General features: G+C 73.5%; 20 protein-coding genes and 1 pseudogene. 10 read left to right on the top strand and 11 right to left on the bottom strand.

The features are described 5' to 3' along the window. The first annotated feature begins 46 nt into the window (after positions 1-46). The 3 genes from F8568_RS02865 (at position 47) to F8568_RS46550 (ending at position 4,028) form a co-directional block, all read left to right on the top strand. Positions 47-565 (top strand): TetR/AcrR family transcriptional regulator, encoded by a 519-nt coding sequence (locus tag F8568_RS02865; RefSeq protein ID WP_151591056.1) that lies wholly within the window; start codon positions 47-49, stop codon positions 563-565. Positions 566-769: 204 nt separating this feature from the next. Then, positions 770-2,050, top strand: coding sequence for an MFS transporter (locus F8568_RS02860; RefSeq protein ID WP_151591054.1), 1,281 nt, complete (start codon positions 770-772; stop codon positions 2,048-2,050). Between the two features lie 160 nt (positions 2,051-2,210). After that, the gene (locus F8568_RS46550; protein ID WP_202124416.1) at positions 2,211-4,028 is read left to right on the top strand and encodes a serine/threonine-protein kinase; all 1,818 of its coding nucleotides are present in this window, start codon (positions 2,211-2,213) and stop codon (positions 4,026-4,028) included. A gap of 54 nt (positions 4,029-4,082) precedes the next feature. Here F8568_RS46550 and F8568_RS02850 read toward each other — a convergent pair whose 3' ends face one another. The 9 genes from F8568_RS02850 to F8568_RS02810 form a co-directional block, all read right to left on the bottom strand. After that, positions 4,083-5,033, bottom strand: a complete 951-nt coding sequence (locus F8568_RS02850) for an electron transfer flavoprotein subunit alpha/FixB family protein (protein WP_151591052.1) — start codon at positions 5,031-5,033, stop codon at positions 4,083-4,085. A 21-nt stretch (positions 5,034-5,054) separates the two neighbouring features. Beyond that, entirely contained in the window at positions 5,055-5,834 is a 780-nt protein-coding gene (locus F8568_RS02845) for an electron transfer flavoprotein subunit beta/FixA family protein (RefSeq protein ID WP_151591051.1), read from the bottom strand. Positions 5,835-6,111: 277 nt separating this feature from the next. After that, a complete protein-coding gene (locus tag F8568_RS02840) occupies positions 6,112-7,386 on the bottom strand; it encodes a hypothetical protein (RefSeq protein ID WP_160573488.1) in 1,275 nt (424 codons plus the stop codon). 35 nt (positions 7,387-7,421) lie between these two features. Then, positions 7,422-9,815, bottom strand: coding sequence for a protein kinase domain-containing protein (locus F8568_RS02835; RefSeq protein WP_151591049.1), 2,394 nt, complete (start codon positions 9,813-9,815; stop codon positions 7,422-7,424). A 130-nt stretch (positions 9,816-9,945) separates the two neighbouring features. After that, positions 9,946-11,844 (bottom strand): serine/threonine-protein kinase, encoded by a 1,899-nt coding sequence (locus tag F8568_RS02830; RefSeq protein ID WP_160573487.1) that lies wholly within the window; start codon positions 11,842-11,844, stop codon positions 9,946-9,948. Between the two features lie 53 nt (positions 11,845-11,897). Further along, complete coding sequence (locus F8568_RS02825) at positions 11,898-12,689, bottom strand: serine/threonine-protein kinase (protein WP_160573486.1); 792 nt, start codon at positions 12,687-12,689, stop codon at positions 11,898-11,900. Positions 12,690-12,859: 170 nt separating this feature from the next. Further along, complete coding sequence (locus F8568_RS02820; RefSeq protein ID WP_151591045.1) at positions 12,860-13,810, bottom strand: acyl-ACP desaturase; 951 nt, start codon at positions 13,808-13,810, stop codon at positions 12,860-12,862. A 229-nt stretch (positions 13,811-14,039) separates the two neighbouring features. Continuing rightward, the gene (locus F8568_RS02815) at positions 14,040-14,807 is read right to left on the bottom strand and encodes an SDR family NAD(P)-dependent oxidoreductase (protein ID WP_151591043.1); all 768 of its coding nucleotides are present in this window, start codon (positions 14,805-14,807) and stop codon (positions 14,040-14,042) included. An 88-nt stretch (positions 14,808-14,895) separates the two neighbouring features. Beyond that, the gene (locus tag F8568_RS02810) at positions 14,896-15,564 is read right to left on the bottom strand and encodes an NADPH-dependent F420 reductase (RefSeq protein ID WP_151591041.1); all 669 of its coding nucleotides are present in this window, start codon (positions 15,562-15,564) and stop codon (positions 14,896-14,898) included. A gap of 83 nt (positions 15,565-15,647) precedes the next feature. Here F8568_RS02810 and F8568_RS02805 point away from each other — a divergent pair, with 83 nt between their 5' ends. Continuing rightward, positions 15,648-16,019, top strand: a complete 372-nt coding sequence (locus tag F8568_RS02805) for a winged helix-turn-helix transcriptional regulator (RefSeq protein ID WP_151591039.1) — start codon at positions 15,648-15,650, stop codon at positions 16,017-16,019. Here F8568_RS02805 and F8568_RS02800 read toward each other — a convergent pair. Then, a complete protein-coding gene (locus tag F8568_RS02800) occupies positions 16,006-16,788 on the bottom strand; it encodes an enoyl-CoA hydratase/isomerase family protein (RefSeq protein ID WP_151591037.1) in 783 nt (260 codons plus the stop codon). The two genes, F8568_RS02805 and F8568_RS02800, sit on opposite strands and share 14 nt — an antisense overlap. A 142-nt stretch (positions 16,789-16,930) precedes the next feature. Between F8568_RS02800 and F8568_RS50160 the strand changes: the two are divergent. From F8568_RS50160 to F8568_RS02785, 4 genes and pseudogenes are all read left to right on the top strand, one after another. Beyond that, positions 16,931-18,382: pseudogene (locus tag F8568_RS50160) on the top strand (SNF2 helicase-associated domain-containing protein); the annotation flags it as partial. After that, positions 18,368-21,346, top strand: coding sequence for an SNF2-related protein (locus F8568_RS02795; RefSeq protein ID WP_328600715.1), 2,979 nt, complete (start codon positions 18,368-18,370; stop codon positions 21,344-21,346). The pseudogene F8568_RS50160 and the gene F8568_RS02795, both read left to right, overlap by 15 nt. Beyond that, a complete protein-coding gene (locus F8568_RS02790; protein WP_151591033.1) occupies positions 21,346-22,116 on the top strand; it encodes an SWIM zinc finger family protein in 771 nt (256 codons plus the stop codon). The genes F8568_RS02795 and F8568_RS02790 overlap by 1 nt, the downstream gene beginning before the upstream one ends. 4 nt (positions 22,117-22,120) lie before the next feature. Further along, positions 22,121-22,657, top strand: coding sequence for a hypothetical protein (locus F8568_RS02785; protein ID WP_151591031.1), 537 nt, complete (start codon positions 22,121-22,123; stop codon positions 22,655-22,657). Here the strand turns inward: F8568_RS02785 and F8568_RS50905 are convergent. Then, positions 22,629-22,943: a DUF397 domain-containing protein gene (locus F8568_RS50905; RefSeq protein WP_151591029.1), complete on the bottom strand. Its 315-nt coding sequence runs from the start codon at positions 22,941-22,943 to the stop codon at positions 22,629-22,631. The genes F8568_RS02785 and F8568_RS50905 overlap by 29 nt on opposite strands. On the opposite strand from F8568_RS50905, the gene F8568_RS02775 reads away from it, so the two are divergent. Both F8568_RS02775 and F8568_RS02770 read left to right on the top strand, forming a co-directional pair. Then, positions 22,846-23,052, top strand: a complete 207-nt coding sequence (locus F8568_RS02775; protein WP_151591027.1) for a DUF397 domain-containing protein — start codon at positions 22,846-22,848, stop codon at positions 23,050-23,052. The genes F8568_RS50905 and F8568_RS02775 overlap by 98 nt on opposite strands. 264 nt (positions 23,053-23,316) lie before the next feature. Continuing rightward, positions 23,317-24,573, top strand: a complete 1,257-nt coding sequence (locus tag F8568_RS02770; protein WP_151591025.1) for an HNH endonuclease signature motif containing protein — start codon at positions 23,317-23,319, stop codon at positions 24,571-24,573. Positions 24,574-24,843 lie beyond the last annotated feature (270 nt).

The following is a 24,843-nucleotide window of genomic DNA, read 5'->3' as shown; positions in this document are numbered from 1 at the left end:
CGCGCGGTTGGCGTGTATACCGTCCGGCCGGTACAGTGGAATGGTCATGAAACGCGAAGCCCTCCTGGACGCCGCGGAGTCCGTGCTGTTCGAGCACGGCACGCAGGCGCTGACGCTCGCCGCGGTCGCGGACCGCGCGGGGGTCAGCAAGGGCGGGCTGCTCTACCACTTCCCCACCAAGGAAGCGCTGGTCAAAGCCATGGTGGCGCGGGTCATCGAGGAGTTCGACGGCCTCATCGCCTCCGCCGACGACGGCACGCCGGGGTCCTACACCCGCGCCTACGTCGAGGCGACCTTCGAGATCCTCGGCGGGGAGGCCCGCGCGTACCGGCGGTGGTCGGCCATCACGGCCGCCGCGGCGGATCCGGAGCAGGCCGAGCCGCTGAACGAGGCGATGCGGCGCTGGCACGGCCGCGATCCCGGCGACGATCCGGACCCGGGCGCCGCGCAGGTGGTCCGGCTGGCGGCCGAGGGCCTGTGGGAAGTGGTGAGCCACGCGCCCGAGCTGTACGACGGGGAGCAGCTCGCGGCGCTGAAACGGCGGCTGCTGGCGCTCCTGCCGTAGCCCGCCGGCGACCTGACACGGTGCGCCGCTTCCGGCGCCCGGCCCGGCACCGTCCGAGACGCTCCCGGCCCCTTTCGGGTCTGGAGCGTTCCATGACGCCCGGATCCCCGTCCCGCACGACCTTCGCACACGACACGACACGCGACGGACGCGCGACTCGCAGCCGCGAGCCGCACCCGTGACGAGCCGAGAAAGAGGTGAACCATGCTGTTCCGTGCCCGTTCGGGGACGTTCCTGACCTTCGCGCTGGCGGGCCTGCTCACCGGAGTGTGGGTGGCCAGGATGCCGGCGCTGGCCGGAAAGTTCGGGACGAACGAGGGCGAGATCGGCATCGTCGTCCTCATCTGGGGCCTCGGCGCGATCGCCGCGATGCAGGCCCTGCGCGGCGTCATGGCCCGGGCCGGCAGCCGCGGCGCGCTGCGGGTCGCGCTGCCGCTGACCGCGCTGTCCTACGCGGGCGTCGCGCTCGCCCCGACGTACGGGGTGCTGCTCGGGGCCGTCGCGCTGTTCGGCATGACCTTCGGGATCACCGACATCGCGATGAACGCCCAGGGCAGCGTGGTCGAGCAGGCGTACCGCCGGTCGATCATGAGCGGGATGCACGCCGGCTGGTGCGTCGGCGCGATGTCCGGCGGCCTGTACGGCGTCGCGACCGCGGCGGCCGGGCTCGGCTTCACCGCCACCGTGCTGATCGCCGCGCTGGCCGCGGTGCCGCTCGGCCTGCTCCTCGGCCGCACTTACCTGCCCGACACCTACCCGGTCGACAGCGGCGCGGTGCCCGCCGCCGAGCTGCCGGCGGCGTCCGGCGCGGGCCGCGCCGCCCGGCGGCTGCCCGCCGCCGTCTACCTCATCGGCGTGCTCGCCTTCATCGCGTTCATGACCGAGGGGTCGATCGCGGACTGGAGCGGCCTGCTGCTGCACGACGAGCTGCACGCCTCGCAGGCCCTCGCCGCGCTCGGCTACCCGATGTTCGAGCTGGCGATGCTGTTCGGGCGGCTGGTCGGCGACCGGGTCCGGATGCGGCTCGGCACCCGCCGGCTGCTGACCGGCGCCGGGCTCGGGACCGCGCTCGGCATGACGGCCGTCGTGCTCGCGCCGTCCGCGCCCGTCGCGATCGCCGGGTTCTTCGTGACCGGGCTGGTGGTCTGCACGGTCGTCCCGACGACGATCTCGCTGGCCGGGACCGCCGCGCCGGGCCGTCCGGCCGCCGCGGTCGCGCAGGTCGGCGCGATGGGCTACGGCGGCCTGCTGCTCGGCCCGGTCGTGGTCGGGTTCCTGTCGGACGCGACGTCGCTGCGCGCGGGGGTCGGCGTGGTGGTCGTGCTGGCGCTGCTGATCGCGGCCGGTGCGCGGTTCCTGCCGCTGCGGTCGCTCTCCGACGTCTCGGCGCACTCCCCGGAGGCGGCCGTCGCCGCCGCCGAGGTCCCCGCGCCCGCGCCCGGCGACGACCCGAACGGCACCCGCCCGGAGCCCGTCGCGGCCTGACCGGCGCTTGGAGCGGAGCGCCAGCGGAGCGGAAGGCGACGGTCAGGCCGCGACTCTTGCCCGGGGGGTGTGGGGGGGCGCCCCCCCACATGGGCACTGAGGCCGTTGCGAAGGCGCTGATCCGGTATAACCGCCTCTAAAACCAGAGACGGGGCGGCACATGGGCGACTGGCGGGTTCCGGGGTACAGCGAGCTGCGGGTCCTCGGCGAGGGGGCGCAGGGCAGGGTCGTCCTGGCCCGGCACGACGGGACGGGGCGGCCCGCCGCGATCAAGTACCTCGCCGGGGCGCTCGCGGACGACGCGGAGTTCCGCGAGCGGTTCCGCGGCGAGGCGGACCTGCTGCGCCGCCTGCACCACCCGTTCGTCGCGCGCCTGTACGGGCTGGTCGAGACGGCGGACGGCGCGGCGATCGTGATGGAGGCGGTGGACGGCGCGTCGCTGAAGGCGGTGCTGGCCGGGAGCGGGCCGCTGGCGCCGGAGGCCGCGCTGGCGGTGCTGAAGGGCTCGCTGCTGGGCCTGGCCGCCGCGCACGACCTCGGCATCGTCCACCGCGACTACAAGCCCGCCAACGTGATCGTCCGCGGCGACGGGTGCAGCAAGCTGATCGACTTCGGCATCGCGGTGGAGGCCGGGGAGGCCGGGCGGTCCGGGACGCCGGTCTACATGGCGCCCGAGCAGTGGCGCGGCGAGCCGGCCTCCCCCGCCACCGACGTGTACGCCGCGGCGTGCGTGTTCTTCGAGTGCGTGACGGGGCGGCGCCCGTTCACCGCCGAGGACCAGGCCGGGCTGATGGGCCGGCACCTCACCGCGCCCATCCCGGTCGAAGGCGTCCCCGAGCCGCTGCGGCCGCTGATCGAGCGGGGCCTGGCCAAGAGCGCCTGGGACCGCCCGCCCGGCGCCGCCGCGTTCGTGGCCGAGCTGGAGTCCGCGGCGTCCGGCGCCTACGGCGCGGACTGGGAGACGCGCGGTGTCCGCACGCTCGCCGGCACGGCCGCCGCGCTGTCGATGCTGTTCCCCCTCACCGCGCTCGGCCTCGGCTCGGGCGGTGCCGGCGCGGGAGCCGCGGCCGGTGCCGGTGCCGGTGCCGGTGCGGCGGGCGCCGCGGGCGGGTCCGGCGCCGGGGCCGGCACCGCCGGGACGGCCACGGCGGGCAAGGGCGTCCTCGGCGCGCTCGGCGCCAAGGGCGCCGCGGCGGCCGTGGGCGGCGCGGCCGTCGTCGCGGCGGCGGGCGGCGCGGCCGTCTACGTCGCCGAGGCCAAGGAGAAGCCGCGGCCGAAGCCGGTCGTGGCCGCGCTCACCGCGCTGAACGTGCCGCAGCAGGCGTTCGGCAACGGGCTGACCTTCCGGGCGCGGGGGCAGGTCGTCACGGTCACGGGCGGGCGGCCCGCGCTCGTCCGGAAGATCGACGCGGCGCTGCGGGCGCCGCTGGAGGAACGCTGGGCCAAGGTTCGCAAGGGCCTCGCCGATGGCGGCAGGGGCGGCTACACCGATGTCGTGAAACCGGCGATCCTCATGCGCAACGACCGGCTGCTTTCGGTCTGGTACAGCGTCACCCTGCAGGGCGAGCGCGGAACCGGCTGGGACCACTCCGAGGCCGTGACCGTCGACCTGCGGACCGGCGCGGCCTACCGGGCGCCCGGCCTGTTCCGCGTCCCGACCGCGCAGGGGCTCGCGCCGCTCGACCAGAAGATCAAGGCGCACCTGCCGCACGGGACCTACTGCTACAGCGACGTCGACCCCGGCACCGGGCCGATCCAGCCGCAGGGCACCGACAACCCGTCCGCGTTCGTCAGGACCGGGGACGTCAGCATGGCGCTCACGCCGTCGGGGGTGCGCGTCGCCTTCTACGGCTCGCTGCTCGGCTACGCGGCGGCGTGCGGCGAGGAGGACACGACCGTCCCCTATGCCGAGGTCCAGGACATGATCAAGCCGGCGCTGCTGAAGGCCGTCCCGTACCCGCGGCCGGCGCGGTCCTGACACGCCGGACGCCCCGCCCCCGGAGCGTTCCGGGGACGGGGCGTCGGGACGGGATCACTTGCGCTTGTTGATCTCTTCGGTGAGCTGCGGCGCGACCTGGAACAGGTCGCCGACGATGCCGTAGTCGACGAGCTCGAAGATCGGCGCCTCGGGGTCCTTGTTGATGGCGACGATGGTCTTCGAGGTCTGCATGCCGGCCCGGTGCTGGATGGCGCCGGAGATGCCGACCGCGACGTACAGCTGCGGCGACACGGTCTTGCCGGTCTGGCCGACCTGGAACGCGTGCGGGTACCAGCCGGCGTCGGTCGCGGCGCGGGAGGCGCCGACGGCCGCGCCGAGCGAGTCGGCCAGGCCCTCGATGATCTTGAAGTTCTCGGCGCCGCCGACGCCGCGGCCGCCGGAGACCACGATCGCGGCCTCGGTCAGGTCCGGGCGCTCGCCCTTCTCCTGGACGACCTTCTCCACGATCTTCGTGCCCTTGTCGGCGTCCGACAGCGACACCGAGACCGCCTCCTCGGCCGGGGTGGCCGGGGACGCCTCGGGGGCGACGGAGTTCGGCCGCACGGCGATGATCGGCGTGCCGGTCCGCACCTTGGCGTGCGAGATGATCCCGCCGCCGAAGATGGAGTGCTCGGCGACGAAGCCGTCGGCGACGTCCACCACGTCGGTGAGCACGCCGGAGCCGGTCTTGACCGCCAGGCGGCCCGCGATCTCCTTGCCCTCCGCCGTCGCGGAGACCAGCACCGCGGCCGGCGACTTGTCGGCGACGAGCTGCGCGAGCAGCGCGGCCTTCGGCGCGACGACGTAGGAGGTGAGCTCCTCGTCGGCGGCGACGTAGAGCTTCGCGGCGCCGTACTCGCCGAGCTTGTCCTTGGCACCGTCGGCGCCGGGGCCGATCCATACCGCGGAGGCCTCGCCCAGCCTGTTGGCCAGCGTCAGCAGCTCGAGGGCGACCTTCTTGACCTCACCGTCGACGTGGTCGACGAGGACGAGAATCTCAGCCATTGTTCCAATCCCCTTCCTCGGTCAGACGAACTTCTTCGACGCGAGGAACTCGGCGATCTTCACGCCGCCGTCGCCCTCGTCGGTGACGATCTGACCCTGCGCGCGCGGCGGGGCCTCGGCGAAGTCGACCACCTCGGTGGCCGCGTTCGCCAGGCCGACCTGCGCGGCGTCGATGCCGGCGTCGGCGATGCCGAGCGTCTCGACCGGCTTCTTCTTGGCCGCCATGATCCCCTTGAACGAGGGGTAGCGCGGCTCGTTGATCTTCTCGACCACGGAGACCACCGCGGGCAGGGTCGCCTCGACGCGGTCGAAGCCGTAGTCGGTGACCCGCTGCGCCTTGATGGACGAGCCGTCGATCTCGACCTTGTTGGCCAGCGACACCTGCGGCACGCCGAGCCGCTCGGCGAGCATCGCGGCGAGCACGCCGGTGCGCGCGTCCGTGGACTCCGAGCCGAGGATGACCAGGTCGAAGCCGGTGCGGCCGAGCGCCTGCTGGATCGCGTAGGAGGTCTGCAGCGCGTCGGAGCCGGCGAGGGCGTCGTCCACGAGGTGGACGGCCTTGTCGGCGCCCATCGCCAGCGACTTGCGGATGGAGTCGGTGGCCTTGTCGGGGCCCATGGTCAGAACGGTCACCTCGCCGCCCTGGGCCTCCTTGATGCGCAGCGCCTCTTCGATGGCGTACTCATCGAGTTCGTTGATGACACCGTCCGCGGCAGCGCGGTCGAGCGTGCTGTCATCGGACTTCAGCTTGCGCGGGCTCTCCGTATCGGGAACCTGCTTCACCAGGACGACGATGTTCATGGCCGGTGGCCGACCTCCCTGCACTCAGTTGGCCGCTGGGGTAAGCGGACAGAGGGGCGCGCCGCCCATGCCGGGTCGACGCTGACATGCGATTCGCAGTCACAGCCTGCCAAACACCCGAACGTGCTTCAGAGCCGGGTCCCCGGTTCGGCCGTGCACCACAAATGTTACTCATCGGTAGCCTGCTGGCAAATCCCAGTTCGTGAGACCTTACCCACGTGACCGCCGCGTTTACGGGGCGACCCCCGTCCGGATGGCGGCGTGACGCAGTTCATAGTCACCAGCGGTCCATGGCGTTCTGCAGCCGGTCCATCGAGCGCTCCAGCGTGCTCTGCAGCCCGTACATCGGCGCGAAGCTCGGCGTCAGCGACATCGCCCCGACCACCGCGAGCAGCGCCAGCGCCCCGAGCGCCGCCCCCGCGACCGCGATCCGCCGCGGGCTCCCCGCGACCGCCGTGAACATCCGCTCCAGCTGCCGGCGCGGCGCGCTGACGCCCGGCGCCGTCCACAGCACCGCCGCCCCGGCCCCCGCGCCGAACGCGCACGCGCCCAGCGAGTCGATCTCCCCGCCGAGCACCGACGCCGCCGCCAGCCCGAGCGGCACCGCCACCGTCAGCGCCGCCGCGTACGGGACGGTCAGCGCCGTCCGGCCGAGCGCCCACGCCCACCCCGCGACCGTGTCGGACATGGCCGCGCGCAGCACCGTCACCGCGGCGAGGGTCAGCAGCAGCCCCGCGATCGGCATCATCACCGCGACGCCGACCCCGATCACCACCACCGTCGCCGCGAGCAGCCGCGCCCACGCCTGCGCCACCGCCGGCCCGCCCGGGGACGCCGCCGGCTCGGCGGGGGCCGGCGCCACCGGCCGCGGCGCGGCCGCCTCCACCGCGGGCGCGGGCGCCGGAACGGGCCGCGCCGGCCGCACCACCAGCCGGGACGCCTCCTCCGCGAGGCGCTCCGCGTCCGGCCGGGCCGCCGGATCCGGATCCGCGGCCGCCGCCACCAGCGGGCGCAGGTCGGCGGGCAGCGCGTCCGGCGGCGCCGCGTACCGCCCGGTCGCCGCGAACGCCACCGTCGCCGCCCACGCGTGCACGTCACCCGGCCTGTGCGCCCCCGCGACGAGCCCGAAGTCCACGACGACGGGCGCGCCGTCCACCACGAGCACCGTCCCGGGCCCCAGCTCGCCGTGCGCCAGGCCCGCCCGGTGCACCGCGGCCAGCGCCTTCGCCAGCCCGGCCGCCATCCGCCGCAGCGCGTCGCCCGGCAGCGGCCCCTGCTCCGCGACGACCTCCGCCAGCGGACGTCCCGGGACGAACCGCGACACCACGTACGGCCGCCGCACCCCGGTCTCACCGTCCAGCACGTCCGCCGCGTACGGGCTGAGCACCGCGCGCATCCGCTCGATGTCGGGCGCGGCGCCGGGCGGGAGCAGCCGGATCGCCACATCGCGCCCGTCGGGCCCGGTGGCCCGGTGCACGCCGGTCCCGCCGGCCGGCGGCGACAGCAGCCGGTACGGCCCGATGTGCTCCTGGTGGCTCGTCTCGCCGCTCATATGGCCCGCCACCCTACCGACCGACGACCCACCGGCTACACATATCCGGTGCGGCGGAGCTCGGTCTCCAAGGCCGCGAGGAAGGCGTCGACCTCGTCCTTGTCGTAGGTCTCGCGGAGGCGCCGCAGGGTGAAGGAGCGGGCGCGGACGTCGTCGGCGCCGATCACCTCGGCGAGGCCGCGGCGGTCGCCGGCCAGCCAGTCGCGGACGCGGCCGACGAACCCGTCGACCTCGGCGGGGTCGTACCCCTCCTTGAAGCGGGCGCGGGTGAAGCGGGCGGTGCCGAGCAGCGCCATGACGCGGCGGACGTCGGCGAGCTGCCCCGGCATCACCGGACGGCCCTGCAGCACGCCCTGCGCGTGCCGCGCGTACAGGCTCGCGGCCTGGTAGATCTCGGCGAGCCGGGGGCCGTTGGCGGGGACGCCGGTGCCGGTCCGCGCGTCGCGGGCCGCGCGCGTCGCCGCGTCGAGTGACTTGCGGGCGTGGCCCGCGGCGTGCTCCGACCAGGTCCCGCCGATGGCGTGGCTGCGCTCGGCGGCGACGAGCTCCCGCTTGGCCTCGCCGAGCGACACCTCGATCACCGACACCGTCAGCGCGAAGCCGGCCTGCGCGAACGCGGCGCGGCCGGCGACGACCCGGTCCGCCGGCGGCTTCGGCTTGGGCGGCGGGGGCGGCTCCGGTTTCGGCGCGGGCTTCAGCCGCAGCCGCGGCGCGATCGAGCCCGGGTTGGCGAAGCGCGCGGCGAGCTCCGCCGCGTCGGGCCGCTGGCCGGGGTCGCGGGCCAGCGCGTCCTCCAGCACCTCGCGCAGGTCGGGGTCGATGCCGGCGAGGTCCGGCCAGCCGGTCAGGACGCGGCGGACGAACGCCGCCGGGCTCGTCGCCTCGTAGGTGCGGCGCCCGGTGGCGGCGTAGGCGATCGTCGCGGCCCAGCCGAAGACGTCGGTGGGCGGGCCGGCGGGCTTGCCCTCCAGCACCTCGGGCGAGACGTAGCCGGGCGTACCGACCGGCCCCTGGGTGAGCCGCGACGCGCCGGTGAGGTAGGCGATGCCGAAGTCGATGAGGACCGGGTCGCCGGACACCAGCATCACGTTGCCCGGATTGACGTCGCGGTGGACGCTCTCGGCCTCGTGGACGGCGGCGAGCGCGTCGGCGAGGCCGCCGGCCAGCCGCAGCAGCCCGTCGCGGGGCAACGGGCCGCGGCCCTTGACCGTCTCCAGCAGCGAGGTGCCCTCGACGTAGCGGGTGACGATGTAGGGCGGGTCGGCGTCCACGTCGTGGTCGACGAGCTCGACGACGTTGCGGCTGCGGATCCGGCGCATCGCCTCGACCTCGCGGCTCAGCCGGTCCTTCGCCTGGAACTCGGCGGGCAGGAACGGGTGCAGCGTCTTGATCGCGACCATCCGGCCGTCGTCGGCGCGGGCGAGGAAGACGTCGCCCATGCCGCCGCGGCCGAGCCGCTGCAGCGGGCGGTACGGGCCGATCGGTGCGAGCGGGCGCGGCCTGCCGTCCGGCACCCGGCCGCCGGTGGACACGGCCGGGCCGCTGCCGCTGGACACCCGCAGCCCGGCGGAGTCGGGGCGCAGCGCCCGCAGCCGCTTCACCAGCGCCTCCGCGGACGGGCGGGCGGACGGGTCGGCGGCGAGCGCGTCGGCGAGCAGCGGGCGCAGCTCGTCCGGGACGCCGCTCAGGTCGTGGTCGCCGCGGATGATCCGGACGCAGACCGCCGCGTCGTTCGGCGCGTCGTACAGGTCGACGCCGGTCGCCGCGAACGCGACGGTCGCGGCCCAGGCGAACACGTCGGCGGCGGGCCCCGCGTCGGCGCCCTCCAGCAGCTCGGGCGCGAGGTAGCGCCAGGTTCCCGACCGGCCGCCGCCGGTGTGGGTGAGCCGGGTGTCGTCGACGCCCTGCGAGATGCCGAAGTCGATCACGACCGGCTCGCCCGCCTCCAGCAGCACGTTGCCGGGCTTGATGTCGCGGTGCACGACGCCGGCCCGGTGGACGGCCTCGAGCGCCTCGGCGGTGCCGACCGCGATCCGCCACAGCGCCGCGCCGGTGATCGCGCCGCCGCCGCGGATCTCGTCCAGCAGCGGCCGTCCCTCGACGTAGCGGGTGACGATGTAGGGGACGCGGGCGTCGACGTCGAACTCGACGATCTCGGCGACGCGGGGGCTGGTGACGCGGCCCATCGTCTCGACCTCGCGGCGCAGCCGGGCGCGCGAGTCGGCGGCGTCGACCAGGTGCGGGTGCAGGGTCTTGACGGCGAACGTGCCGCCGCGCGGGTCGCGGGCGCGGAACACCTGCCCCATGCCGCCGGAGCCGATCAGCTCCACCGGGCGGTACGGGCCGATCATCCCGCTCTGCTCCCCCGTCTCCTCCGGCTCGGGCGCGGCCTGCGACTCGGGCGCGGGCGCGGCAGGCGGTTCCGGCACGGCGGGCGGCTCCGGGGCGGCGGGTTCGGCGGGGAGCGCGTCCTGCGGGAGCGGTGGTGCGGGGACGGGGGCGGCGAACGGCGGGGGGCCGCCGGTCGCCCCGTCCGGCGGCGGGGGGACCCAGGCTCCGTCAGACGAACGGGAACCCGGTGACGAGGTCGTGGACATCGCTGCGCAGGCTCTCCAGGTTCTGGCTCATGCCGTCCAGCGGGGTGGTGTCGGGGGGCTGCTTCTGGGAGAGGCCGACCAGCACGGCGGCGAAGATCCCCAGGATGAGGGCGGCGGCGAGCGCGGCCTCCGCGCGCGGGAGCAGCGCGCCCCAGATGCGGGCGAGCTGGCGCCGCGGCGCGCCGCTGCCCGGCGCCAGGCAGAGCAGCCCGATCACCGCCATCGCCGAGTACGCGATCGCCCGGGACGCCGTCATGTCGGACTTGGTGAAGATCAGCACGCCGAGCAGGACGAGCCCGGCGAACAGGCTGAGCGCCGACAGCAGCGCGGTCACCATCACGGCGCCGGGCAGGTGCAGCGGGGTCCGGAACGCGGCCGCGACCGCGTCACCCGAGCGGGGGCCGCGCCGGGTCCGCTTGCCCTCCATGCCCTGCGCGGCCTTGTCGGCGCTGCGCAGCACCAGCACGCCCGCGATCGTCACGCCGACGGCGAGCAGCGGCGCGATGTTGGCGAAGCCGAGCAGCGCCACCAGCACGATGAAGCCGAGCACCCGGTACCAGCCGTAGGGCTTGGGGGCGTCCTTGCGGTCGTCGCGGGCGGGCTCGGGTCGGCGGTGCGGCGCGTCCCGCTGCGGGTCGTACGGGCCGCCCTGCTGGGGGCCGCGCTGCAGCGCGTTCGGCGGGGGCTGGTTCGGCGGCTGGTTCGGCTGGTTGTAAGGGCCGTAGTTCGCCGGCGGGTACGTCCCCTGCGGGCCGTAGCCCTGCTGCCCGTAGCGGGACGGGGCGTCGTAGGGGCCGGGCGCGGGCGGCGGGACGGGCGGCGGCGCGGCGGGCGGCAGCTGCCCGACGAAGTCCTTCGGCTGCGCGGGGACGGGCGCGGGCGCCGGGAGCGGCGCGGGCGGGGGCGTGGCGGTGTGCCCGCCGGCGCGGCCGGCGGTCTCGCTCGGCGGCATCGCGAACTGCCGGGCGTGGTCGGGCGCGGGCTGCTCGACCGGCGGGGCCGTCCCGTCCGGGCGGGTGTAGTGCTGGTCGACCCGGGTCTGGTCGGTGATCGTCGCTTCGAGGTGGATGCGCCGCGCGAGCTGGACGAGGTTGACCGCGGTGGGCCGCTCGGCCGGGTTGCGGGCCATCGCCGAGCGCAGCAGCGGCAGCAGCGCGTCCGGGACGCCGTCCAGGTCCGGCGTGCCCTGCATGATCTTGTAGAAGATCGACTCGAAGGTGCCGGCGCCGAACGGCGGGCGGCCGGTCGCGGCGTAGGCGACCGTGCCGGCGAGCGCGTGCACGTCGGACGGCGGCCCCGCGTCCTCGCCCTCGATGATCTCCGGGGCGAGGTAGCCGGGGGTGCCGATGACCATCCCGGTGGCGGTCAGCCGGGTCGCGTCCGCGCCCTGCGCGATGCCGAAGTCGATCACGACCGGCTCGCCGTCAACGATCATGACGTTGCCGGGCTTGAGGTCGCGGTGCACGATCCCGGCGCCGTGGATCGCCGACAGCGCCGAGGCGAGCCCGACGGTCAGCCGCTGCAGGCCCGGCCCGTAGATCGGGCCGCCCTCCTCGACGATCTCCTCCAGCGTGCGGCCGGGCACGTACTGGGTGACGATGTAGGGCTGGTCGGCGGTGACGTCGGCGTCGAGGATCTCCGCGACGTGGGGGCTGTGCACGCGCCGCATCGAGTCGACCTCGCGGGCCAGCCGGCGGCGCGCCGTGGCGTCGCCGGCCACCGCCGGTCGCAGCACCTTGATGGCCACGTTGCGCCCCTCGGGGTCGGCGCCGAGGTAGACGACGCCCATGCCCCCTTCCCCGAGGGTCTGGAGCACGCTGTAGTGGCCGATACGGTCCCCGGACGTGACTGCTCCCTCCATCGTTTCCGAAACCCTACCTTCGTCGCCCCGGCGGGAAGGATTCAACGGTCATCTCAGGCCGCCGCATTTCGGCGGCGAACCGTGATGGTGTCATCACTTTGCGCGAGCGCCCCTGCGATCCAGCGGGCGGACGGGCGGGCGGCCGGGTCCCGCGACAGCGCGCGGCGCACCACGCCGAGCAGCGGCTCCGGCACACCGTCCAGATCGGCCTGGCCGCGCAGGATCCGGAAGCACACCCCGTGCAGCGAGCCGCGGCCGAACGGCGGGCGGCCCGTCGCGGCGAACGCGGCGGTCGCCGCCCAGGAGAACGCGTCCGACGCCGTCGTGGCGCGCTCCCCCTCGATCAGCTCGGGCGCCAGGTAGGCGGGCGTCCCCACGACCATCCCGCGCCGGGTGATCTGCTCCATGCCCGCCTGGTGCGAGATGCCGAAGTCGATCAGCGTCGGCCGGTCGCCGAGCACGATCACGTTGCCGGGCGAGACGTCCCGGTGCAGCACGCCCGCGTCGTGCACGTCGGCGACGGCGAGGGCCAGCTGCCGCGCGAACCGGACGAGCCGGTCCCCCGCGAGCGGCCCGTACGCCTTGACCAGGTCGTTCAGCGGGCACCCCGGGACGTACTGCATGACGACGTAGGGCCGCTCCGCCGAGACCCGCCCGTCCAGCAGCCGGGCCACGTACCGGCTGTTCACCCGGGCCTGCACGGCCAGCTCGCGGGCCAGCCGCGCCAGCGCCTCCGGTTCGCCCGCGACCTGCGGGCACAGCTCCTTGACCGCGACCTCGCGGCCCTGGGAGTCCAGGGCCAGGTGCACGATCGCGGTGCTCCCCCGGCCGATCTCGTCCAGCAACCGATACTCGCCCAGCCGCCGATGAGTCCCCATGAACACTGAGACGCCGGAAACGGCGGTCGCGTTCCGGGGAGCCCGATCGGACGCCGGCGGCGGCCCGGCCGTTCCCGCCAGAAGATCACGGAACGGCCGCGGCACGGGGCGAGCGCGGTCGCGGGCCCGACCAGGCGTCAGCCCTTGCGGGCCTCCAGGCGGGCGCGGCGCTCCTCGCGGCGGGTCTCGAACTTGGTGGCGGCGGCGTCGAGCTGCTCCAGGAACTCGGCGAGCTCCTCGCGGGCCTTGTCGCCGTCGCCGGTCAGGTCCGTGCGGTCGAAGACGCCCCACTTGCGCAGCACCGGGGTGAGGACGTCGTCGTGGTGCAGCCGCAGGTCGTAGATGCCGGCGTTGGCGATGACGACCGACTTGCGCAGGAACCCGTCGATGCTGTGGCCGGGCATCTGGAACGCCTTCACGACGTCGGTGATGGCGCGCATCGTCTCGTTCGGGGCGGCGTCCAGCGCGGCGGCCATCAGGTTCCGGTAGAAGATCATGTGCAGGTTCTCGTCCGCCGCGACGCGCGCCATCATCTGCTCGCAGAGCGGGTCGCCGGACGCCTTGCCGGTGTTGCGGTGCGACACGCGGGTGGCCAGCTCCTGGAACGACACGTACGCGGTGCCGTGCAGGAACGACTCGCCGTGGTCGGCCTCGTAGCCCGCCTCCATGTGGCGCATCCGGGCGCGCTCCAGCGCGACCGGGTCCACCGCGCGGGTGACGGTGAGGTAGTCGCGGATGACGATGCCGTGCCGGTTCTCCTCGGCCGTCCACCGGTTGACCCAGGTGCCCCAGGCGCCCTCGCGGCCGAAGACGGTGGCGATCGCGTTGTGGTAGCCGGGCAGGTTGTCCTCGGTGAGCAGGTTGACGATGAGTGACTCGCGGGCCTCCGGGGTCACCTTCGACTGCTCGATCGACCAGGGCTCGCCGTCGAGCGGCCCGTCGAAGTCGCGGCCCTCGCTCCACGGCACGTACTGGTGCGGGAACCACTCCTTGGCCATGGACAGGTGCCGGTCGAGCTCCTTCTCGACCACCGGCTCGAGGTCGAGCAGGAGGCCGGTCTGGAACTTCTCTTCGGGGGTCACGGACATGCGCTTCCTTCGCTGGAGGTGTCGGAGTGCCGGACGGTGCCGCCGCGCCCGCGGCACGGAATGGGGCGCCCAGCAGGCCGTTCTAACCTACTGAAGCGTAGGTTCGATGGTCGCCATTCGGCCCGACCCGCGTCAAGTCACCCCCGTGACAATCCGCCCCAGGGGTGTTTTGTAGATCTGAGCAGAAGGCCCCGCCGGCCCGGCGCCCGTTTTTGTCACCGGTCGACTGTCACTGGGTGTCGGCCGCCTGGTGCCACATCCGGTTGACGGCGGCCCTCAGCAGCGGGCGCGGGACGAGCTTCAGCGCGGGCAGCGCCGCCTTGTACTGCGCGCCGGGAACGCAGAGCGCACGCCCCGCCGCCACCGCGTCCAGCCCGGCCCTGGCCACGTCGTTGCGGCGCAGCCACAGCAGGTTGGCCGGCGCGTCGTCCTCGGTGCGGGTGAACCCGGGGCACAGCGCGGTCACGTGGACGCCCTTGGACGCCACCTCCGCGTGCAGGCTCTCGGAGAAGGACGCGACGTACGCCTTCGTCGCGCCGTAGGTGGCGCTGCCGGGCGACGGCGTGAACCCGGCCATGGACGCGACGTTCAGCACCCCGCCGCGCCCGCGCAGGACCATCCCGGGAAGGGCCGCATGGGTGAGCCGCACCAGCGCGGTGACGTTCAGCTCCAGCTGCCGCAGGTGGTCCTCCACCGGCAGGTCCGCGAACGCTCCGAAGGCGCCGTGGCCCGCGTTGTTGACCAGCAGCTCGACCGGTTCGGCGCGCAGCCGCCGCTCGATCTCGGCGCGCTGCGCGGGATCGGTGAGGTCGGCGGCCAGCACCTCGACCGCGACCCGGTACCGCTCGACCAGCTCGCGGGCGAGCCCGTCCAGCAGGTCGCCGCGGCGGGCCACGATGACCAGGTCGGTGCCGCGCGCGGCGAGGAGGCGGGCGAAGCTCTCGCCGATCCCGCTGGACGCGCCGGTCACGAGCGCGGTTCGGTACGCGTGTCGCATGGCGGCAGATGCTATCGGCGATCTTCATCCGGACCGGGCGCACCCGCGGAAAACGCATGACGGACATCCGCCGGGCTGCTCCGCGCCGTCAGCTGACGGGTTCGGACGTCCGCCGCGGCGGCCGGGCCATCGCCGCGTCCGGCGGGGGCAGCATCGTCAGCGGGTCCTCGCCGGCCACCCACAGCCCGACCAGGAACGCCGTCGCGGCCTCGAGGAGCGCGGCCCGCGCCAGGCCGCCGCCGTCCATCGGGACGCAGCCGATGTCGGCCACCAGCCGGCGCGCCACGGCCAGCGCGTCCGGGTCGTCCCCGCACAGCGGGACGCCGAGGGGCCGCCCGCCGAACTCCGGCGGCGCCATCCGCCACACCGTGTCGGGGCAGGTGTTGAACGCCTTCACCACCCGCGCCCCGGTCAGGTCGGCGACGCGGCGCGCCGCCGAGGGGCCGCCGCCCGTCTTCAGCCGCTCGAACGGCGGCTCCATCGGGTTCGTGCAGTCGAGCAGGACGCGGCCCGCGAGGTGACCCGCCTGGCTCAGGGCGTCCTCGACGCCCTCATGGGTGACGGCCAGCAGGACCGCCTCCCCGAACCGCGCCGCGTCCCGCAGCGTCCCGCCCTCCGCGCCGTCGCCGACGCGTCCCGCCAGCGCGACCGCCTTCTCCGGACTCCGCGCCCCGATCCGCACCTCGTGCCCCTTGCGCGCCCACTGCGTCGCGAGCGCGTCCGCCATGTTGCCCGCGCCCAGCACACCGATCCGCATGACGACCTCCCGTGTCGATTACCGTCGGACGGGACGCTAAGCGGTTCGTTCCGCACCATCCGGTGCGTATCGGGAAGGGCAGGATGGACGATCCCGAGTTCGTCGCCGACTGCCGGACGCGGCTCGGCCTCGACCTGCTGTCCGGAACCTGGACGGGCGTCGTGCTGTGGACGCTGAAGGACGGCCCGCTCCGTCCGCGCGAGCTCCAGGACCGGATCGGCGGCATCAGCCACAAGGTGCTGACCGAGACGCTGCGACGCCTGGAGCACAACGGCATGGTCGTCCGCCGCCGCTATGCCGAGGCGCCGCCGCGCGTGGAGTACGAGCTGACCGGCCCGGGGCGCGGGATGCTCGAACCGCTGTCCGCCCTGGGCCGGTGGACCGAGCGCTACGCCGCCGACGTCCTGGACGCCCAGGAGCGCGCCGCCGGCGAGGGCGCGCTCAGCGGCCCGTGAACTTCGCCTTGCCCGGCCCCTCCTCCATGAACGACTTCATGCCGCTCTTCTGGTCCTCGGTGGCGAACAGCGCGGCGAACTGCACCCGCTCGATCTCCAGCCCCGTCGCGAGGTCGACCTCCAGCCCGGCGTCCACGGCCTGCTTCGCGGCGCGCAGCGCGATCGCGGGCCCGCCCGCGAACGACGCCGCCCACTCCTTCGCCGCCGTGTAGACGTCGGCGTCCGGGACGACCCGGTCCACCAGGCCCATGGCGAGCGCCTCGTCCGCGGCGACGTGCCGCCCGGAGAAGATCAGGTCCTTGGCCTTGGACGGGCCGACGAGCCGCGCGAGCCGCTGCGTGCCGCCCGCGCCGGGGATGATGCCGAGCTGGATCTCCGGCTGCCCGACCTTGGCGCCCTCGCCCGCGACGCGGAAGTCGGCGGTCAGCGCGACCTCCAGCCCGCCGCCCAGCGCGTACCCGGTGATGGCCGCGATGACCGGCTTCGGGATCGCGGCGAGCGCCTTGGTGAAGTCCTGCAGCAGCCGCGAGTGGCCCGCCGCCATCTCCGCGTACGGCATCGGCGCCATCTCCTTGATGTCGGCGCCGGCCGCGAACACCCGCTCCCCGCCGTACAGCACGACCGCCGCGACCTCGTCGTCCGCGGTGACCTCGCGGGCCGCCTCGATCAGCTCCCGCTGCATCTGGGCGTTCAGGGCATTCATCTTCGGACGGTCCAGCCGGATCGTCGCGACGCCGCCCTCCGTCTCCACCCGCACGAACTCGCCCACGAACGCCTCCAAGATCTTCCGGTCGACCGACGCCCCGAACCTAACAAGCCCGCCGGGACGCCCCGCCACGGCGGTCCGCTGTCGCACCCCACTGGTAGCTTCGGGCCCGGCAGTCACATCGCACGTCACCCCGGGGGTTCGGATGCTGGTCGCCCATGCCGCCTGGCATGGCGGTGCGCTCTGCCTGTGGGCCGAGCGCACCGGCCCGCACGACCCGCCCGGCGGCGACGCGCACCCGTTCGCGACCCGCGACTTCACCGGGACGTCCTACGAGCCGCTGCTGCGCGGCGCGTTCCGCGTCGAGCTGGTGATGACGCTGCCGACCCACGGCGACCATCCGCTGCCGTCCGCCGAGCTCGGCCCCGAGCCGGTGCCCGGGGAGCCGCAGCTGCGGCCGTGGCGGGTGCCGGCGCTGGTCCTGGAGCCGTTCGCGGCGATGGCGCTGCTCCAGGCCGCCGAGCACAGCGGCGACGTCGTCCCCGGCTCCGACCTGCGGTACCTGTGCGTCCTCGCGGACGAGGCGGTGCACCTCGCCGCGCGCGGCCAGGTGCTGCCCGCGCTGCTGCGCGAGGACGGCGACCTCGTCGCCCGCTGGCGCCCCGTCCTCGACGACCCGGCCCGGTTCCGGGCGCTGGCCCGCGCGATGCCCGCCGCGTGCCGGGCCGCCGACGGGGGCCGTCCCGCCGCGCGGGTGCTGCGGGAGGCGCTGTCGGGGCTGGTCGACACCGCCGTCCGGGGCACCGTCCCGCATCCGCTGCTGCCGGCCCGGCGCGGCAGGGTCCCCGACCGGCTGCCGCTCGCCGAACGCTGGGCGGAGGCGCTGACCGGCCCGTCCGCCGAGGTCGCGCGGGAGCCCGGCGACGACCCCGGCGAGCTGATCGCCGAGCTGGACGCGTGGGCCGCCGCCGCGCGCCGCCCGTCCGGGCCGCTGCGGGTTTGCTTCCGCCTCGCCGAGCCGGGCGCCGAGGAGTTCACCGCCGACCCGTTCCCCGAAAAGGAGGTAGACGAGGACTCCGGCGACGCCTGGCGCGTCGAGTTCGCCCTCCAGGGCACCGACGACCCCAGCCTCTACGTGCCCGCCGCGCTGGTGTGGGCGGGCGAGGCGACCTCGGTCCCCGATGCGGAGGAGACGCTCCTCGCCGGCCTCGGCCGGGCGCTGCGCCTGTTCCCCGACATGGCGCCCGCGCTCGACGGCCCGGCGCCCGCCGAGCTGACCCTCGACACCGCGGGCGCGTTCCGCTTCCTCCGGCAGGCCGCGCCGATGCTGGCCGCCGCGGGGTTCGGCGTCCTGCTCCCCCAGTGGGCGGGCAAGGCGAAGCTCGGCATGAAGCTGACGACCCGGACCGAGGATCCCGAGGCGTCCGCCGGCGCCGCCGCGCCGTCCGGCTTCGACCTCAAGGGCATGGTGAGCTTCCGGTGGGACCTCGCCATCGGCGACGACAGCATCGACGAGGCCGAACTGGAGGAGCTGGCCCGGCTGAAGACGCCGCTCGTCCGGCTGCGCGGCCGGTGGGTCGAGCTGGACGACGAGCAGCTCGAGGCCGCGCTCGACTTCCTGCGCCACCCGCGCCGGGGCCGGATGCCCGCCGCCGAGGCGATCCGCGCGATCGTCCACGCGGGCGACGAGGCGCTCCCGCTGACCGCCGTCGACGCCGACGGCACCTTCGGCGACCTGCTGTCCGGCGAGGCCGACCGCCGCCTCACCCCCATGCGCACGCCCCGGGGATTCAACGGGACGCTGCGCCCCTTCCAGGAGCGCGGCCTCGCCTGGCTGAATTTCCTCGACGGCCTGGGCCTGGGCGCGATCCTCGCGGATTCGATGGGCCTCGGTAAGTGCATTGGCAAGGACGAGTTCGTCCACGTCAACGGAGCTCTCATCAAGGCGAAGGACGTGTGGGCGCGATATGCGACCGGAATCGACCCGGACGGAGAAGGGCAGTGGTCCGTTCCGTCGAAGACCTTGACGGTCAACTCCATTGCCAAGGACGGACGAATCGTCACCGCGCCGATCACCCGCCTGTACCGCCAGCACATCCGGGAGAAAGTGCGCGAGGTCACCCTGGACGACGGAAGCAGGATCGTCGTGACCCGGCGTCATCGCCTCATGGGAGTCGACGGATGGACGAGGGACATCCGCCCCGGGATGCGGCTCTGCGTGCCGGCCCGTCTCCGCCACGACGGCAGCCCGGTCGATCCCGACCTCACGGTGCTCCTGGCATGGCAGATCGCCGAGGGGTCCGAGGACTGCTGTTCAAGCGTGGTCATCACGCAAAAGGATGTACGGGTACTCCACGACCTGCACGGCCGGCTGCTCAAGATCGCCGAACGTTTCGCACTCCAGATGGACGAACCGGCGATCATGCCTTCGGTGAACGCGAAGGCCGCCTACCTGAGGTTCAGCGGGATGCCGTACCGCCGGCTGCTGGAGGAACATGCCTACCAGTGGGGCAGGAACTCAGCGCACAAGCGCATCCCAGATGGCATCGTGTCCGCAGATGACGCGACCGTCCGCCTCTTCCTGCGCCACTACTTCGCAGCCGAGGCTTCGGTGAACCCCCAGGCCCGCTTCGTCGAGATAAGTTCGGCCTCCGTCTGGATCATCCGCCAGCTCAGCGCGATGCTTCGCCGTTTCGGGATCTGGTTGCGCGTCACGACCAAGTGGAAACACGCGACGAACGGGAGGAGCATCAAGAGGCCCTACCAGGTAGCGCTGATCGGCGGCCACAGCTTGCGCCTGTTCCACGAGCACATCGGCATCGCCGACCCGGCGAAGCAGGCGAGGCTGGACGCGATCTGCCGCCTGCCGCACAACACCAACGTCGAGGGCGTTCCGGGCGGCGACCTCCTCCGGCGCGCGCGGGAGCTCACCGCTCTCCCGATGCGGCATTTCGGCGTGAAAACCGTCTACTTCCACGGCAGCCAGGAATTGTCCAGGGCATCGGCGAGAGCTGCGCTCCAAGGAATGGATCGCATGCTCTCCGGCGAGATGCAGGACGAGCACGCGAGCCGCACGGGCAACAAGTGGACGGCACGGACCGCCGCCGCCTACGAGAATCTCGACCGGGCCGGGCTGCGAAAGATCCGCGGTTCGCTGCACGACCGGGCGTCTCGTGAAGTGTTCTACGCCAAGGTCGCCTCGGTCGACGAGGTCGACTATGACGGCTACGTCTACGACTTCGAGGTCGCAGAGCACCACAACTACGTGGCCGAAGGCATGCTGTGCCACAACACCGCGCAGACCTTGGCGCTTCTCGCCGCCGAGCGGGAGGATGCCCGTCCGGGGCCGACACTGCTGATCGGACCGATGTCGCTGGTGGGGAACTGGCAGCGGGAGGCGGCGCGGTTCGCGCCGAAGCTGCGCGTGTACGTCCACCACGGGACCGGCCGCCACCGCGGCGACGACCTGCTCGAGGCCGCCGCGGCGGCCGACCTGGTGCTGACGACCTACGGGACGGCGGCGCGGGACGCTGAGATGCTCGCTCCCGTCGGCTGGGAGCGGGTCGTCTGCGACGAGGCGCAGGCGCTGAAGAACAGCGGCACCCGGCAGGCCCGGGCGGTGCGGAGCATCCCGGCGCGCACCCGGATCGCGCTCACCGGCACGCCCGTGGAGAACCACCTCACCGAGCTCTGGTCGATCATGGAGTTCGCGAACCCGGGGCTGCTCGGGCCGCGCGCGGTGTTCCGGCAGCGGTTCGCCGTGCCGATCGAGAAGGAGGGCGACGAGCAGGCCGCGGCGGCGCTCAAGCGGGCGACGCAGCCGTTCATCCTGCGCCGCCTCAAGACCGACAAGTCGATCATCTCCGACCTGCCGGAGAAGCAGGAGATCAAGGTCTACTGCAACCTGACCACCGAGCAGGCGTCGCTCTACCAGGCCACCGTCGACGACATGCTGGAGCAGATCGCCGAGGCCGACGACAAGCAGCGGCGCGGGCTCGTCCTGGCGACGATGGCCAAGCTCAAGCAGGTCTGCAACCATCCCGCGCACCTGCTCAAGGACGGCTCGCGGCTGCCGGGACGCTCGGGCAAGCTGGAGCGGCTGGAGGAGATCTGCGCCGAGGTCCTCGGCCAGGGCGAGAAGGCGCTCGTGTTCACCCAATACGCCGAGTTCGGCTCGATGCTCCAGCCCTACCTGGCGTCCCGGCTGGAACGTCCCGTGCTCTGGCTGCACGGCGGGACGTCGAAGCAGGCGCGCGACGACCTCGTCCAGCACTTCCAGCACGACGAGGAGCCGGCGATCTTCCTGCTGTCCCTCAAGGCCGCCGGCACCGGCCTCACGCTGACCGCCGCCAACCACGTCGTGCACGTCGACCGGTGGTGGAACCCCGCCGTCGAGGACCAGGCCACCGACCGGGCGTTCCGCATCGGCCAGACCCGCAACGTGCAGGTCCGCAAGTTCATCTGCGTCGGGACGATGGAGGAGCGCGTCGACGAGATGATCGAGCGCAAGAAGGCCCTCGCCGAGTCCATCGTCGGCACCGGCGAGGACTGGCTGACCGAGCTGTCCGTGGCCGAGCTGCGCGACGTCCTGCGGCTGTCCCCCGAGGCGGTGAGCGACTGATGGACGACGAGGGCATCAGGGCGCGCACCAAGCGCGGCTCGATCGGCGCGCAATGGTGGTCGCGCCGCTTCATCGACCTCGTCGAGTCGTTGGCCGACACCGGACGCCTCTCCCTCGGCCGCGCCCGCAAGGACCAGGTGTTCGACCTGCGCGTCACGCCGTACGAGGTCACCGCGAAGGTGAGGGGCTCCCGGCCCGAGCCGTACGAGGTGGCCCTCGGCATCGAGGGGATCGGCGCCGCGGACTGGCGCGCCGCCGAGAAGGAGCTGGCGTCCCGCGCCGTGTTCCGCGCCCGCCTGCTCGCCGGCGAGATGCCGCCGGAGATCGAGTGGGTCTTCGCCGAACTCGGCCTGGCCCTGTTCCCCAGTACAGCCTCCGACCTGCACCTGATGTGCGACTGCCCCGACTGGGGCGACCCGTGCGAGCACGCCGCGGCCGTGCTGTACCTGCTCGCCGAGGCGTTCGACGACGACCCGTTCCTCATCCTCGAATGGAACGGCCGGGGCCGCGACCAGCTCCTCGCCGCCCTGCGCCGCGGGCCCGCCGCCGCACCCGACCCGCTGGAGATGGAGGACGAGCCGATCTCGGCCGCCGGCTTCTGGACGACCCCGTCGGGCCTGGCGCGCCTGCGCGACCGTCCGCCCGCGCCGCCCGTCCCGCCCGGCTTCATCCTCCAGGTCGCGACGCCGCCCCCGGTGAAGATCCGCCGCCGCCCCCTCACCGACGCCCTCCTCCCCGCCTACGAGGCCCTCGCCGCCGACACCGACTGACCCGTTGAAACTCGACCCGAACACGGCGGCCCGGATCCGCGGGCTGCTCGCTCCGCTCATCTCCGACGCCGGCCATTTCCTGCGCGTCCACGTCGGCGACGACCCGGCCCTCACCCCGGCCGAACTCCTCCACCTCGTGCTCTTCGATCCCTCGTTCGACCGGGGGCCTTTCGTGGAGGTCGGACCACCACCGCCGTCCGCGCTGGACGAAATTACCCGAGCGTTGCGCCCCGTACCGGCCACCGCCGAACAGATGCCCCCTTCCTGGTGCACATCTCCACCCAGGAAAATGGCCTACGGCAGTCCCGCAGGTCCTTGGACTCCGCAGACAGCACTGCCGCCGCTAGAGCGCCTCATTTTCCTGCTGCAGCCGGACGCCCGGTGGTGGACCAACGTGGAGTACGCGGCCTGGAACTGGGAGCACGGCGAGTTCCACGACACCTTCGGTTCCTCGCCCGTCACCGGCCACATGCTCGACTGCGCATTGGTCGGCATCGGCCACGACGCCACTGTCACCTTCCTCGCCTACAGCGACAGCTGACCCCGGTGCCCGGCCACAGGGCCAACGCTTCCCCAGCGGGAGCCCTCATGTACCCACAGGGCTTGAGGTCGTGCAGACCAGTCTTGACCTGCTGCGTGAACGTTGTCCACTCGTCCGGCTGGAACGAGGGCACGGGACCTTCAAGATCCTTGGAATCCCGCACGGCCGCGGAGACCCGATAGGGCCTGGTGTACGTGGCGACTTCCGCACAGTGGCGGAAGTCATCCCGGAGCGGTTCGGGTGCGCAGTCGGATTGTGTGCAGGTTGCGGGCCTCGCAGGAAACATCGGCGTCCGTGACTCCAAGGACCCGGCGGACCCCAAGATCGCGCTGCCGTCCGCGAAGTTCCCGGCGCTGCTGGACGCTGTTAAGCGCGGAGAGCGCGACCTGCCGTAGCTCGGGTGCCTCAAGCGCAACGTCTCAAAGCCTGTTCGGGTGTTGGGGTGGTGCTTGCGTACGGGGCCGGTGTTGGGGGCAGGCTCCGCCTGCCTCGCCCCCGGGTCGCGCCACCCCACCACCCCCCTCCACACGCGTGTTCCGACGACGGGCGAGGCGGACGGCGGCGCGGCGCGAATGGCCGCCATTTGAATACCAGAAGGTATTCGCGTTCGGCGGTGAATTCGCGGTGCAATCGCCGGCCACGGAGAGTAGAATACTTGTATGCATTCAGTGACGGTCGAGTTGGGGGCCGCGTCTACCGCAGAATTGGTGGACGCGCTCTCGGCGATCGCCACTGAACTCGCTCGGCGAGACGTGCCCGAATCGGCGGCCGCGTGCCTGGAACTCACCGAAACTCTCGCCGTCGCGACCGACCTCCAGGAAAGCGCGATGGCCGGTTTCATCGGCCGCGTCGATGCGGCAGGTGAACAGGCCCGGTGGGGATACCCCTCGCCCAAGGCGTGGCTGCGGTCCCGTCTCGGGATGCGCGACAACCGTGCCAGAGAGCGCCTGGTACTGGCTCGGCAGCGCGACCGTCTTCCGCAGGTCGCCCGGCGGCTGGCGGCCGGGGAGCTGTCGTTCGGCTACGCCACCACCATCGCGGACTCGGTCGCGCGGCTGGATGACAGCGACTGCGCGCAGGCTGAGACGCTGCTGCTGGAGATGGTCGATGAAGGGTTCTCGGCCGGGAAGGTCGCGGCGTTCGGCAGCCGCATCCGTGACGTCATCGCCGAACGTGACGGCACCGAGAAACCCGACGAGGACACCCGCCGCGGCTACGCCAAGTCATGGCTGACCACAACGCGTTCCCTCGATGGCGGCCGGTACGTCAAGGGCTGGTTGAACCCCGAGGACGCCGCGATCTGGGACGGCACCCTGGCGCCGTTGGCCAAGCCTGCCGGGCCTGATGACCGCCGGGATCTGGGCGAGCGCACCGCAGCCGCCTTGTCCGGCGTGTTGTCGGGCGGACACAAGGCCACGAAGGTCACCGTCATCTGCGACCTGGACACCCTCACCGGCGGCAACGCCCCCGCCCGGCTCATCGATGGGACGCCGATCCCCGCTGAGCAGGCCCGCCGCATCGCCCTCTCGGCCGGAGTCGCACCGCTCCTGCTGGGCAAGGGCAACACCCCGCTGTACCTGGGATGGCGCGAGCGGTTCGCGAGCCCGGCGCAACGACAGGTCCTGGAAGCCCTGTACTCCTCGTGCGCGGTGCGGGGGTGCGAGATGCCCGGCACCCTGTGCGAAGTGGATCACGTGCACGGATGGGCGCTCGGCCGATCGCCGACCGATATCGATCAGCTCACCCTGACCTGCGGGTGGCATAACCGGTTCAAGCACAGCCGCCCGGATCAGATCCAGATCAGCAAGGATCGGGATGGCCGGTATGTGTATCGGTTACTGCCGCCGGCCGATGCCCGGCCCGCGGCACCGAGCAACGGGCCACCGGATGACCCCGCCTTCGACCGGGCCGCATGACCATCACCCATTCCCGCCACTGCCGGGCCTGCCTCGGATCCACACCCAGGGTCCTGGGCGGCTGCGGCATGCCCACGTCGAATCCACGGCCGGAGTGCTAGTAGCGGCCAGCGTGGACGGTAGGTCGCGGCCGACAGTGCGCAGGAACGTGGCGCCGGGGCCCACACGGACTATCCGGAAGGCATGCAGGACGGCGGCGGTGTGGGACGCGACCACCAGGTTGAGGATTCCTTCCTTGCGGTGGCGATGACGCTGAGGGCGCGGCGGACA

It is taken from the genome of Actinomadura physcomitrii (assembly GCF_008923205.2).
Lineage (GTDB): Bacteria > Actinomycetota > Actinomycetes > Streptosporangiales > Streptosporangiaceae > Spirillospora > Spirillospora physcomitrii.
The sequence above is the reverse complement of the archived record's forward strand: the minus strand, read 5'-3'. Positions and strand labels throughout refer to the sequence as shown.

Bases quoted from the DNA above. Each gene is read 5' to 3' on its own strand.
- F8568_RS02840 (WP_160573488.1), bottom strand. From the start codon at position 7,386: ATGAGCGGCGAGACGAGCCACCAGGAGCACATCGGGCCGTACCGGCTG.
- F8568_RS02830 (WP_160573487.1), bottom strand. From the start codon at position 11,844: ATGGAGGGAGCAGTCACGTCCGGGGACCGTATCGGCCACTACAGCGTG.
- F8568_RS02845 (WP_151591051.1), bottom strand. From the start codon at position 5,834: ATGAACATCGTCGTCCTGGTGAAGCAGGTTCCCGATACGGAGAGCCCG.
- F8568_RS02795 (WP_328600715.1), top strand. From the start codon at position 18,368: ATGCCCGCCGCCGAGGCGATCCGCGCGATCGTCCACGCGGGCGACGAG.
- F8568_RS02810 (WP_151591041.1), bottom strand. From the start codon at position 15,564: ATGCGGATCGGTGTGCTGGGCGCGGGCAACATGGCGGACGCGCTCGCG.
- F8568_RS02865 (WP_151591056.1), top strand. From the start codon at position 47: ATGAAACGCGAAGCCCTCCTGGACGCCGCGGAGTCCGTGCTGTTCGAG.
- F8568_RS02790 (WP_151591033.1), top strand. From the start codon at position 21,346: ATGGACGACGAGGGCATCAGGGCGCGCACCAAGCGCGGCTCGATCGGC.
- F8568_RS02805 (WP_151591039.1), top strand. From the start codon at position 15,648: ATGGACGATCCCGAGTTCGTCGCCGACTGCCGGACGCGGCTCGGCCTC.
- F8568_RS46550 (WP_202124416.1), top strand. From the start codon at position 2,211: ATGGGCGACTGGCGGGTTCCGGGGTACAGCGAGCTGCGGGTCCTCGGC.
- F8568_RS02820 (WP_151591045.1), bottom strand. From the start codon at position 13,810: ATGTCCGTGACCCCCGAAGAGAAGTTCCAGACCGGCCTCCTGCTCGAC.
- F8568_RS50905 (WP_151591029.1), bottom strand. From the start codon at position 22,943: ATGTTTCCTGCGAGGCCCGCAACCTGCACACAATCCGACTGCGCACCC.
- F8568_RS02770 (WP_151591025.1), top strand. From the start codon at position 23,317: ATGCATTCAGTGACGGTCGAGTTGGGGGCCGCGTCTACCGCAGAATTG.
- F8568_RS02850 (WP_151591052.1), bottom strand. From the start codon at position 5,033: ATGGCTGAGATTCTCGTCCTCGTCGACCACGTCGACGGTGAGGTCAAG.
- F8568_RS02815 (WP_151591043.1), bottom strand. From the start codon at position 14,807: ATGCGACACGCGTACCGAACCGCGCTCGTGACCGGCGCGTCCAGCGGG.
- F8568_RS02860 (WP_151591054.1), top strand. From the start codon at position 770: ATGCTGTTCCGTGCCCGTTCGGGGACGTTCCTGACCTTCGCGCTGGCG.